At 74.1% G+C, this 12,773-nt stretch carries 5 protein-coding genes; 1 reads left to right on the top strand and 4 read right to left on the bottom strand.

Annotation, left to right across the window (positions count from 1 at the left end):
• Nucleotides 1–23: 23 nt before the first annotated feature.
• Entirely contained in the window at nt 24–7,541 is a 7,518-nt protein-coding gene (locus ABD269_RS26265; protein WP_344121651.1) for an amino acid adenylation domain-containing protein, read from the bottom strand.
• 456 nt (nt 7,542–7,997) lie between these two features.
• Between ABD269_RS26265 and ABD269_RS26260 the strand changes: the two genes are divergently transcribed.
• Nucleotides 7,998–9,173, top strand: coding sequence for a tryptophan dimethylallyltransferase family protein (locus ABD269_RS26260; RefSeq protein ID WP_344121649.1), 1,176 nt, complete (start codon nt 7,998–8,000; stop codon nt 9,171–9,173).
• A gap of 125 nt (nt 9,174–9,298) precedes the next feature.
• Here the strand turns inward: ABD269_RS26260 and ABD269_RS26255 are convergent, their stop codons facing one another.
• The 3 genes from ABD269_RS26255 to ABD269_RS26245 form a co-directional block, all read right to left on the bottom strand.
• A complete protein-coding gene (locus ABD269_RS26255) occupies nt 9,299–10,876 on the bottom strand; it encodes a CocE/NonD family hydrolase (RefSeq protein WP_344121647.1) in 1,578 nt (525 codons plus the stop codon).
• A 171-nt stretch (nt 10,877–11,047) separates the two neighbouring features.
• On the bottom strand, nt 11,048–12,238 hold the full coding sequence (locus ABD269_RS26250; protein ID WP_344121644.1) for a globin domain-containing protein: 1,191 nt from the start codon (nt 12,236–12,238) through the stop codon (nt 11,048–11,050).
• A 91-nt stretch (nt 12,239–12,329) separates the two neighbouring features.
• Complete coding sequence (locus ABD269_RS26245; protein ID WP_344121642.1) at nt 12,330–12,773, bottom strand: RrF2 family transcriptional regulator; 444 nt, start codon at nt 12,771–12,773, stop codon at nt 12,330–12,332.

Raw genomic sequence — 12,773 nt, 5'->3', positions numbered from 1 at the left:
CCCCGGCACGGTCGCGGCGCCGCTCAGTGCGCGGCGGGCGGCGGGAAGAAGCCCGACGAGACGAAGAAGTCGGCGTACGTACGGATCAGCTCGCCGTCCAGCGGCGGGAACGCCGGACCCGAACCGGCCAGCCCTGCAATGGTGTTGGCGCGGTCGAGGTGGATCCGGCCCACGCGGGCGAGCGCGGGCAGGGTGTCGGTGAGGAGCACGGCCGCGTCCAGCAGCCCCTCGCCCGCCCCCGGCCCGCCGTCCGCCGCCGCGTCGGCCCGCTGCCGCAGGGTGGCCGTCCAGTCGTCGAGGTCCAGGGTGTCCAGCCGGTAGCCGTACGCCCGCAGATGGCCGAGGACGGTCTCGAAGGGGACGGGGGACGGGCAGGTGAGGTGGTGCGCGAGGCCCTCGGTGCCCGGGGTGCGGGAGAGGTGGACGATAGCGGCCGCGGCCCAGTCGGCGGGGATCAGGTCGACGACCGGGGCCGTGCCGTCGTCCGCCGCGCGGGGCGCCGCGCCGAGGACGAGCATGGCGCGGACGAGCTGCCAGAACACGTCCCGGGCCGACCCCGCACCGCTGACGGTGTGTCCGCTGATGCGCCCGCACCGGTGGACGGTCACCGGCAGTCCGCGCCCGGCCGCCGCCCAGACGAGCTGCTCGGCCACCCACTTGGTCTCGGTGTAGCCGCCCGGCAGGACCGCCTCCGGCGCGACCCGGTGCGACTCGGGCACCGGACCGGGGTGTTCGTCGGTCCCCACCGACACGGCGGCCGTGGAGATGTGGTGCACCGGCGTCGCGAACCTGGCGGCCAGCCGCAGCACTTCCCGGGTGCCCGCGACGTTCGCCGCGCGCAGCCGGTCGTACGGGTCGACCGCGCTGACCCGCGCGCCGTTGTGGTAGACCGCGTCGAGCCGGGCCGCGAGGGCGTCGAAGCGCTCGGGGGAGAGCCCGAGCAGCGGCTTCTCCAGGTCGCCGGGGACGGCGACGATCCGGTTGCGGGAGAACTCGTTCCACAGCCCGTACTCCGCCATGTTCCGCCGGATCCGGCGGTCCGCCTGCGCGGCGTCCTCGGCGCGCACCAGGCAGTGGATGTCGGCGCTCGTGCGGTCGAGGAGCTCGCGCAGCAGGAACGCCCCGAGGAAGCCGGTCGCACCGGTCAGCAGGATGGTCTCCCGTCCCTCCGCCCGGGTGCCGTCCGCCGCCCGGCCCACGGTGATCGCCGGGTCGAGCACGGCCTCCGCGGCGAGGTCGGCCCGCGCCGGCGTGTACGTCCCGCCGGGTACGGCCGGACCGTCGACGGCCTCCAGCAGCGCGGCCACCGACTGCCGCTCGAAGAGGGTGCGGACGGGCAGCTCCACGCCGAGGCGGCGGCGCAGCCCGCTGATCACCCGGGTCACCAGCAGCGAGTGCCCGCCCAGGTCGAAGAAGCCGTCGTCGATGGTCACCCGGGGCACGCCCAGCACCTCGGCGAACAGCTCGCACAGGATCCGCTCGCGCGGGTTGCGGGGCTCGCGGCCCGTGGACAGCGCCCCGAAGTCGGGCTCGGGGAGCGCCGAGCGGTCCACCTTGCCCGTGGCCGTCACCGGCAGCGAGTCCAGGACCACGACCGCGGACGGCACCATATAGCCGGGCAGCAGACCGGTCAGCCCGTCGCGCAGCTCCGCCCCGTCCAGGCCCGGCGAGTCACCGGCGGGCACCGCGTACGCCGCCAGGTACGTACCGCCGCGGGCGTCCTTGCGGGGGACGACGACCGCCTGGGCCACCCCCGGGTGACCGCCCAGCACCGCCTCGACCTCGCCGGGCTCGATCCGGAAGCCGCGGATCTTGATCTGCCCGTCGGTGCGGCCGATGAACTCCAGCTCGCCGTCGGCGTTCCAGCGGACCGTGTCGCCGGTCTTGTACATCCGGTCGCCCGGTGCCCCGAACGGGTCGGCCACGAACCGCTCCGCGGTCAGCCCCGACCGGTGCAGATAGCCGCGGGCCAGCCCGGCGCCCGACACATGGAGCTCCCCGGGCACCCCCGGCGGCACCAGGCACAGGTCACGGTCCAGGACGTAGGCGCGCGCACCCACGGTGGGCCGGCCGATCGGGGGCGTTCCGCCGCCGGACAGCGGGGCGCTGAGCGTCGCGCACACCGTCGTCTCGGTCGGGCCGTAGCCGTTGAGGAACCTGCGCCCCGCAGACCAGCGGCGCACCGTCTCCGCCGACGGCGCCTCGCCCGAGGTGATCAGCCAGCGCAGCGACGGCAGTTCGCCCGGCTCCATCACCGACAGCGCGGCCGGGGGCAGCGTCGCGTGCGTGACCCGGTGCCGCTCGACCAGCGCGGCCAGCTCCGGGCCCGGCGCGGTGAGCTCCGCGGGCGCCATCACCAGGGTGGCCCCGGTCAGCAGCCCGCCGCACAGCTCCCACACCGCGCCGTCGAAGCTGTGCGAGGCGAACTGCAGGATCCGGCTCGCCGCTGTCACCCCGAACCGCCGCACCTGCGCCTCGACCACGCCGGAGACCCCCGCGTGGGTGACGACGACGCCCTTGGGCCGGCCGGTGGACCCGGAGGTGTAGATGACGTAGGCGGGCGCCCCGCAGCTCAGCGGCGCTAGCCGCTCGCCGTCGGCGACGTCCGTCTCCCAGCACAGGGCCACGGCCCGCCGGGTCTCGTCCCGGTCCAGCACGACCGTGCGCATCCCCGTGCCGTCGGGCAGCGGCAAGGAGGTGCCGGAGTCGGTGAGCAGGATCGTGGGCCGGGCGTCCTCGGTCATATGGGCGAGGCGGGCCGCCGGATAGCCCGCGTCCAGCGGCAGATAGGCGGCCCCCGCCTTCAGCACCGCGAGCGTCGCGACGACCGAGTCGGCGTCGCGCGGCAGGGCGATCGCCACGAACCGCTCCGGCCCGGCACCGCAGCCGATCAGATACCGGGCCAGCTGGTTCGCCCGCGCGTTCAGCTCACGGAACGTCAGCGTGCGTACGGGCCCGGTGCCGTCGTCGTGGATCAGCGCGGTCGCGTTCGGTGTCCGCCTCACCTGCGCCTCGAACAGCTCCGGCAGATGGCCGAGTTCCGTGCCGGGGGTGCCGTCGCCGCTGCGCGCAAGCAGCCGCTCCCGCTCGTCGGGGAGCAGCACCTCCAGCGAGCCGAGCCGGCGGCCGGGGTCGGCGGTGACCGCGTCGAGGAGCCGTAGGAAACGGTGGACGAGGCGCTCGACGGTGGACCGGTCGAACAGGTCGGTGCTGTACTCCGCGACCCCGTCCATGCCCCCCGGCCGCTGGTCCGCGCCGTGCCGCTCCCGCAGGCTCAGCGACAGGTCGAACCGGCACGCCCCGGTGCCCACCGCCCGCTCCGCGACGGCCAGGCCCGGCAGCTCCGCCGCGCCCTGCGGGGCGTTCTGCAGCGCCAGCAGCACCTGGAACAGCGGGTGGTGGGCGAGGCCGCGCGCCGGGGCGAGGGCGTCGACCAGCCGCTCGAAGGGCACGTCCTGATGGGCGTACGCGGCCAGGTCGGTCTCCCGGACCCGGGCCAGCAGGTCGCGGAACGCGGGGTTGCCGGAGGTGTCCGTGCGCAGCACCAGCGTGTTGACGAAGAACCCGACCAGGCCGTCCAGCGCGTGGTCGGTGCGGCCCGCGACCGGGGTGCCGACCGCGATGTCCGGGCCCGCGCCCAGCTTCGTCAGCAGCGTCACCAGCGCGGCGTGCACGACCATGAACGGGCTGGCCCCGCACCGCCCGGCCAGCTCCGTGATCCGCCGGTGCAGATCGGCGTCGACCGTGAAGTGCAGGGTGTCGCCGCGGTGCGAGGCCACCTGCGGCCGGGGCCGGTCCACGGGCAGCTCCGCGCACTCGGGCAGGTCGGCCAACGCCTTGGTCCAGTAGTCGATCTGACGGGACGCCAGGCTTGCGGGATCATCCTCGTCGCCCAGCAGCCGGTGCTGCCACAGCGCGTAGTCGGCGTACTGCACCGGCAGCGGTGCGACGTCGGGTGCCGCGCCGCCGTCGCGGCGGGCGGCGTAGGCGGTGGCGAGGTCGCGCCACAGCGGCGCCAGCGACCAGCCGTCGCACGCGATGTGGTGGACGGCCAGCGCCAGGACGTGCCGGCCGGGACCCGCGGTGAACAGCCGCGCGCGCACCGGTATCTCGGCCGCGAGGTCGAAGGGCCGGCGGACCGTGGCGGCCACCGCCGCGTCCAGCTCCTCCGGCGCGACCGCGCTCACCTCCAGGCGCGGCCGGACGGCGGCACCGTCCAGGACCAGCTGCCGGGGCACCCCGGCCGTCTCCGGGAAGACCGTCCGCAGGCTCTCGTGCCGGGCCAGCACATCGCCCAGCGCCGCTTCGAGCGCCGCGCGGTCCAGCTCGCCGTCCAGGTCGAGCACGAGCGGGACGTTGTACGCGGCGCCCGGCCCCTGGAGGTGGTCGAGGAACCACAGCCGCCGCTGGGCGAACGACAGCGGCACCTCCTCGGGCCGCTCCGCGGGCACCAGCGGCGGGCGGTCCCCGGCCGACGCCTCGCGCACCGCCTCGGCGAGACCGGCGACGGTCGGCGTCTCGAAGACGGCGCGCACCGGCAGCTCCAGGCCCAGGACGGACCGCAGCCGGGTGCTGAGCCGGGTGGCCGACAGCGAGTGCCCGCCCAGCGTGAAGAAGCTGTCGTCGATGGTGACCCCGGACACCCCGAGGATGTCGGCGAACAGCCCGCACAGCAGCTCTTCGAGCGGATTGCGCGGCGCCCGGCCGTCCTCGGCGGACCCGGTGCCGGGCTCCGGCAGCCGGCGCCGGTCGACCTTGCCGTTCGCGGTCAGTGGCAGGCTCTCCAGCACCACCGTCGCCGCGGGCACCAGATACTCGGGCAACCGCTCGCGCAGGAACGCCCGGACCGAGGACACCAGCGCACCGGTGTCCCGCGCGGCCGCCGGGGCGTTGACCAGCGAGGTGAGCGGCACCCCAGGCGCCGGGCCGTCGACCGCCGAACCGGGTTGACGTGGCGTCAAAAATACGTCCAGCGTGCCGTCCTCGTCGGCCGACCAGGTGGCCGAGGCGCGCAGCCCCAGCCTGTCCGCCAGCTCGTGGAGGCGCTCCAGCTCGTCGGTTCCGGCGTCGTCGCGAGCGCCCAGGGCGCGGATCCGGCCCGTACCCCCGTCCAGCTCCCGCAGGGCCTCGGCCACCGGCGCGAGCCTGCTGTCCGGCAACCCCGTCAGCCGTACGTCGCCCGCCGGCGGCTCCGCGCGCAGCAGCGCGGCCAGCTCGTCCGGCGATTGGACGTCCCGCCCCCACGACAACTCCCGTACGGGCAATGGATCCTGCTCGCCGGGGGACAGCTTGCGCAGCACGGCGTCGTAGCGGTAGCGCGTCAGCTCGTTCACGGACCGCCCGCGCTTCACCCGCACCTCGCTGCCGACCGCGCCCGGCAGGCCGGCCGCCAGCTCGGCGAAGAACGCCGGGTCGACCAGCAGCTCCTTCTCCCGCACCATGCCGTGCTCGACGGCCGCCCGGACGGCGGCGGGGTCCGCCGGCAACCCGTCCTGCCGGAGCCGGACGTCGGTGTGGAAGCAGCGCAGCAGCCGCAGATTGCGGACGTCGCCGATGAACACCGACCCGCCGGGGACGAGCAGCCCGACGGCCTTGGCCAGGACGTCCGCGAGGTAGTGGGCGTCGGGGAAGTACTGCGTCACGGAGTTGACGACGACGGTGTCGAAGAAGCCGGTGGGCAGTTCAGCCGTGTCGTCGGCTGCACCGGCCCGCAGCTCGACCCGGTCCGCCAGTTCGGGGTCCTGTCGCACCAGATGGCGCAGCGCCTCGATGACCTGGCCGGAGAGGTCCGTTCCCCAGTAGGCGTCGCAGTGCGGGGCCAGCCGGGACATCAGCAGCCCGGTGCCGACGCCGATCTCCAGCACCCGGCGCGGCCGGAGTTCACGGATCCGGGCCACGGTGGCATCGCGCCACTCCCGCATCTGCGCCGCCGGTATCGGCTCGCCGTCGTAGCTGCTGTTCCAGCCGGAGAAGTCCTCGCCGAAGCGCGCCCGCGCCACGTCGCTGTACAGCGAGTCGTAGATCTCCTGCCACTCGCCGACCCGGTCCGCGCCGTCCGAGGGCGCCTCGGCCGCGCTCTCCTCCGCCGGTACGACATAGCCGACGAGCCGCTTCTGGCCCGGCCTGTCCTCGCGCACCACCACGGCCGCCTGGGCGACCCCGGGGTGCCCGGCGAGGACGGCCTCGACCTCGCCCGGCTCGACCCGGAAGCCGCGGATCTTCACCTGGTCGTCGCTGCGGCCGACGAACTCCAGGAGCCCGTCCGGGCCGCGCCGCACCAGGTCACCGGTGCGGAACAGCCGGGCACCGGGCTCGCCCAGCGGGTCGGCGACGAAGCGCTCGGCGGTGAGCGCCGGGCGGTTCCAGTAGCCACGGGCCAGCCCCGAGCCGCCGAGATAGAGCTCGCCGACCTCCCCGGGCGGCACCGGCGCCAGCCGTGGATCGAGCACCTCCGCGCGCATCCCGGCCATCGCCGCGCCGATGGGCACGACCGTGCCCAGGACACCGGGGTCGGCCACCCGGTGGCAGGTGGCGAACGTGGTGGTCTCGGTCGGCCCGTAGCCGTTGACGACCGCGGTCTCCGGGCATGCCCGCAGCACCCGCCGGACGGCCGCGGGGGAGACCGCGTCCCCGCCCGTCCACACCTCCCGCACCCCGAGGAAGCACCGCGGCGCCTCCTCGGCCAGCACCGAGAACAGGCCCGCCGTCACCCACAGCCCGGTGATCTCCGCGTCCGTGACGGCGGCGGCGATGCCGCGTGCGTCCAGGTCCCCGGGCGGTGCGACCACCACCGTCCCCCCGCACAGCAGCGGCACCCACAGCTCGTACGTCGAGGCGTCGAACGCGTGCGGCGAGTGCAGCAGCACCCGGCCGTGGGCGCCGCCGCGCCACGCCTGGTCGCGGGCGAGACCCACCACGTTCTCATGGGTCACCGCGACGCCCTTGGGCGTGCCGGTCGAGCCGGAGGTGAACATCACATACGCCAACTGGCGCGGTTCACAGGGGTGTACGGGGACGGTCGGTATCCGTTCGTCCGCGTCGCCCACGGACACGGCCAGCACCTTGCGCCCCGCCGTGAGCTGCGCGTCCGGGGATCCGCCGGCCGTCAGGACGAGCTCCGCGCCGGTCTGGTCCAGGATCCACCGCAACCGGGATACGGGCTGCCGCGGATCCAACGGGACGTAGGCGCCACCGGACTTGACGATCGCGAGCAGGGAGACGACGAGCTCGGCCGAACGGTCCATCAGCACCGCCACGGTGCCGCCCGGCTCCACGCCCTCCGCCGTCAGCCGCCGGGCCAGCCGGTCCGCGCGTGCGTCGAGCTCCCGGTAGGTCAGGGAGATCTCCGCCGTTCCCGCTCCCGCGGCGCCGCTCACCAGCGCCGGCGCGTCGGGGGTGAGCGCCGCCTGCCGGGCGAACGCCTCCGGGAGCGTCGCGGGGAGAGCGTCCCCGTCGGATGGGGTGGCGGGGTCGGTGGGGGATGCGGAACGCGGAGCACCGGCGGTGGGCCGGAGTGGGGCGGAGTGGTGCTGTGCGGACACGCGTCAACAACTCCTCTGCACAGGCTTCCCGGAGCACGGCGGCGCCGACTCTCCCCGGTTGGCCGCGTGTGGACAGGGCACACCGATTCGCGAGCGCCGTGCACCAGCGAGCGATGTGTAGCGATCGTGTCGCGGAACGTCGTGATGCGGACCACCGCCGTGCATGATCCGGCCGTTCTTGCAAAGCCGATGCCCGAGCCTGACCGTAACCAGCGGTAATGCGCAGGTGCGGCTGGCGGTCCCGGGCATTCCGCCACCGCGGACCGGCCGAATCCCCGGTCGGGCTCCGGCGCGGACTGAGGCGGATCGACCGTACGCGCGAAGGGCGGCAAGTTGGCCGGAACATAGGCCCGATAACGGGATCCCGGGCAATTGTCGGGCAAAGCTCTGACAGCGCCCGCCGCACGGTGGGAAGATCGCGCTCGTTTTTGCCGTCACCACGCACAGGGAGTCACGATGGAGTCCGCAGGTCCCGGAACCGGCCCCCAACCGCCCCGCACATCAGGCGATTTCACCCCGGACACGGGCGTCATAGCCGAGATGACCGGCCGCCCGATGCGCTTCGACTCCGACCGCTACCGGCCCACCGACACCTACGCGGAGGTCGCCTGCGACAAGGTGTGCCGCGCCTACGAGGGCCTCGGGGCCGACGGCGGGGACCGGGAGTCGCTCCTCGCGTTCCTGCGCGACCTCACCGACCCCTGGGGCGAACTCCCCGTCGGCACACCCCCCGAGGACGCCTGCTGGGTCTCCATCGACGGCATGCCCCTGGAGACCTCGGTCGCCTGGGCCGGGCGCAAGGCAGGGGTCCGGCTCTCCCTGGAGTCCCCCAGGGGCCCGGCGAAGCGCCGGATGGAGGACGGCATGGCCCTCACCCGGCGGCTGGCCGGCCGCCCCGGTGTCTCCGTCGACCCCTGCCTCCGGGTCGAGGACCTCTTCACCGACGACGACCCGCAGGGGTACTTCACCATCGCCCACGCGGTGGCCTGGACCCCCGGCGGCCACCCCCGCTACAAGATCTTCCTCAACCCCGCGGTCCGTGGCCGGGAACAGGCCGCCGCCCGCACGGAAGAGGCCATGATCCGCCTCGGCCTGGAACAGCCCTGGCGCGCCCTCACCGAACACCTCGGCGGCGCGTACGGCCCGGAGCACGAACCCGCCGCCCTGGCCATGGACCTCGTGCCCGGCGACGACTTCCGCGTCCAGGTCTACCTCGCGCACTCCGGGGTGTCCGCCGAAGCCATCGACGCGAAGTCGGCCGTCGCCGCGGACCACGTACCGGGCTCCTTCGCCCGCGCGCTGCGCGGCATCAACGGCGCGGACGACACCCCCGAATGGAAGCGGAAGCCGCCGGTGACGGCCTTCTCCTTCGGCCCGGGAAGGGCCGTGCCCGGTGCGACGCTGTACGTCCCGATGATCCCTGTGCACGGGAGCGATGCGGCGGCGCGGGATCGGGTGGCGGCGTTTCTGCGCTCTGAGGGGATGGATGCGGTGGGGTACGAGGCGGTGCTCGACGCGATCTCCGACCGTTCGCTGCCGGAGTCGCACACGCAGAACTTCATCTCGTACCGGGGCGGTGACTCACCGCGCTTCTCGGTGTACCTCGCGCCGGGGGTCTACCGGGAGGCGTAGGGGGTTTGTTCCCCAGCCCCGCCCCTTCCCGAAACTGGGGCTCCGCCCCAGACCCCGGTCCTCAAACGCCGGACGGGCTGGAAATCCAGCCCGTCCGGCGTTTGAGGACGCGCCCGCAGGGTGGCCTAGTTGCGCACCGGCACGGACAGCGTCGGTGAGGAGAAGCTCAAGCGCGCCCCCGCCGGGTTGTGCGAGATGTAGAGCGGGTCCACCGAGTCCACCACCAGCGCCAGCCGGTGCCCCGCAGGGACGTCGTACGCCGTGGCGTACAGCGAGAGGTCCACCCCGAACCCCCGCCCCGGCACCTCGTCCCGGAACGTATACGGCGCGTGGGTGATCAACTTGCCCACGCCCAGCGGGCCCACGTCGTAGAGATAGGCGACGGCCGTCCCCGTGTCCTTGGTGCTCGTCATCGTCGTCGCGACCCGCACGCTGCCCCGGATCCGCTGCTCGGACCAGTACGGCCCGGTCTGCCAGACGGCGGCGTACGTCCGGGAGAGGAACGGTACGGACACCATCGGCGGGATCTTGAGGAACTGGTCGAGCGCGTTGGAGAGGATGACGGTGCCGCCGTCGGCGCCGGAGTCGACGCCGGTGCGGATCTCCCGCGCGCCGTCCATCGGCACCGCGCGCCGGTTCCGTTCGACGTCGGCCCAGGTCGCGTACGACTCGTAGCCGCCGCCGGAGCGGGAGGAGATCTGGACGGGCGCCTCGCGGTCGATGCCGTTGTCCTCGCCCTTGAGGTAGCGGTCGAACCAGCGGTGGGCGTGGGTCCAGGTGTCGTTGGGCAGTCCGAGCAGGCCCGTGGCCTCGGCGGTGGCGTGGTCGCCGGGGCGGAACTCCAGGCGCTTGGGGCCGGTCAGCCGCTCGTAGAACTTCGCGTACTGATTGGGGGTGAAGATCGAGTCGCCCCAGGCGTTGCCCAGCATGACGGCGGTGCCCTGGGCGTTGATGCGGTCGACGTAGTTGGCGGGGGAGCGCTTCGCGCCCCAGGCCAGCATGTCCTTCTCCTTCGACAGGTCGTTGCCGAGGAAGTCCTTGAGGATCCGCTGGAGTTCGTCGCCGGGTCTGCCGGTGAGGTTGCCCAGGCCGCCGAGCAGCTCGGCGGCCTGCCGGTGCTGGGTGCGGTCGCCGTAGATCGACTCGATGAGGTCGGCCCAGCCGCTCAGCGCGGTGACCGCCTTGACGCGCTTGTCGGCGGCCGCGGTCAGCAGGCTGATGCCCGCCCCGTAGGAGACCCCGCCCATGCCGATCCGCCCGGGGTCGGCGGGGGTGTTGGCGAGTGCCCAGTCGATGACCCCGGAGGCGTCGGCGATGTCCTGCGGCCCGGCCGTCTCGATCTTCCCGCCCGAGAGCCAGAAGCCGCGGGCGGTGTAACTGACCACGACATAGCCGGACTCGGCGAGCTGCTTGGCCTGGGCGATGTACTCCAGCTGCGGCATTGCCCAGCTGGTGGGCAGCACGATCAGGGGGAGGCGGCGCCCGCCGGTGTCGCCGGGGGCGAAGACGTTGCCCTTCAGGGTGATGCCGCCGGAGCCGGGGAGGTCGGTGAACCGGACGGACGCGGCGGCGTGACCCACCGCGGCCGGGCGGTCCGGCGCGGCCTGTGCCGCGGGGGCGAATCCGAGGGCGGTGCCGGCCAGCAGCGCGGCGGAGGCGGCGCCGACCGCCGTGGCGCGCAGGGCCTTGCGGGGGTGTCGCACGGTCACACTCCTGAGGTCGGTGCCGCGCTGGTGGTACGGGGGGTTGCGGCACTCCGATGCGAAGTGACTCGACGGTAACCTCGGTGACTTACCAGGGGTAATGGTCACGTGAGTTACGCGTGGGTAACGATCCGCCCGGGGTGCCGCTCCCCGTACCCCGCCGACGGTCCGTCAGGCGCCCTCGCCCAGCCACAGATCCGGGCCGAACACCTCGTAGTGGATGTCGGCCGCCGCCACGCCCGCCGCCAGGAGCTGCGTACGGACCGAGCGGAGGAAGGGCAGCGGCCCGCAGAGGTAGGCCGTGGTGTCCGCGGGGATGTCGATGGCGGTGAGGTCGGCGCGGCCCGTGCGGTCGGCGGGGTGGCCGGCCTCCGGCTCCTCGTACCAGATGTGCGCGACCGCGTCCGGGAGCTTGGCCGTCAGCTGGAGGAGGTCGGTGCGGAACGCGTGCGTGGACTCGCCGCGGTCGGCGTGGACGGCGATCACCCGGCGGGTGGCGCCGGTGGCCGCCAGGTGGGAGAGCATCCCGATCATCGGGGTGCAGCCGATGCCCGCGGAGGCGAGGAGCACGGGCGCGTCGCCGCCGCCCAGCACCACATCCCCGAAGGGGGCGCCGACCAGCAGGGTGTCGCCCACGCCGAGCCGGTCGTGGAGGTGGTGGGAGACCTCGCCGTCCGGGTCGCCCGCGAGCCGCTTGACGGAGAACTGGAGCGCGTCGTCGGGGTGGCCGGAGAGGCTGTACTGACGGATCTGCCGGGCGCCGTCGGGGAGTTCCACCTGCACGGAGACGTACTGGCCGGGGCGGGAGGCGGGCAGCGGCCGCCCGTCCAGGGGGCGGACGAGGAAGGTGGTGACCTCGGCGGTCTCCCGGATCCGGCCGACGATGCGGTACGGGACGCGGGTGTCGCCGTCCGGGGCGCCGGCCTCCTCGTAGAGCCGGGCCTCGATCGCGATGAGGGCGTTGGCCATCAGCCAGTAGACCTCGTCCCAGGCGGCGGCGACCTCGGGGGTGACGGCGTCGCCCAGCACCTCGGCGATCGCGGCGAAGAGGTGCCGCTGCACCAGCGGGTACTGCTCGGGGGTGATGCCGAGCGAGGCGTGCTTGTGGGCTATGCGCGAGAGCATCGCGTCGGGGCGGACCTCCGGGTGCTCGACGAGCGCGGTGGCGAAGGCGGCGATGGCGCCCGCGAGGGCCTGGCGCTGGCTGCCGTTCGCCTGGTTGCCCCGGTTGAAGAGGTCGCGCAGCAGGTCGGGCCGGTCGGCGAAGAGCTTGTCGTAGAAGAGCGGGGTGATCTCGCCGATGGCGCCGCCGACGGCGGGGAGGGTGGCGCGGACGATCTCGGTCGACCTGGTGGACAGCATCGGGGCTCCTGACGCTCGACTTGAATTGGTATCTGAGAGTCGCATTTAACGGTGTGCGGTGACCTCGAGGGAGGGATGGGGGTTTTCGCGGTCAGTCCCCTGGGCCGGTGCCCAGGCTCAAGAGGAGGGGGCCCGTCGGCGGAGCCGTCAGCTCCTCCACGGTGATCGGGTCCAGGGCGGCGAAGAACGCCTCCTGGGCCTCGCGCAGCGCGCCGCGCAGCCTGCACGCGCCGCGCAGCGGGCACGGCGGGTCGTCCTCGCAGCCGACGACGTCGCCCGCGCCCTCCAGCTCGCGCACCAGGCGGCCGATCGAGGCCGACCGGCCGGTGGCGGTGAGCGTGAGCCCGCCGCCCCGGCCCCGGCGGGCCTCGACGACCCCCAGGTGCTGGAGTCTGCTGACGACCTTGGCGGCGTGCGTGTACGGCACGCCGACCGCGCCGGCCACCTCCCGGGTGGTCGGCGCCTCCTCGTCGCCCGCCACTGCGAGGCGCATGGCGATGCGCAGCGCGATGTCGGTGCCCTTGGTGAGTCGCAC

This window comes from Streptomyces blastmyceticus, from assembly GCF_039521185.1.
Taxonomy (GTDB): Bacteria; Actinomycetota; Actinomycetes; order Streptomycetales; family Streptomycetaceae; genus Streptomyces; species Streptomyces blastmyceticus.
Note: the sequence above shows the minus strand (reverse complement) of the source record. Positions and strands in the feature narration are given on the sequence as shown.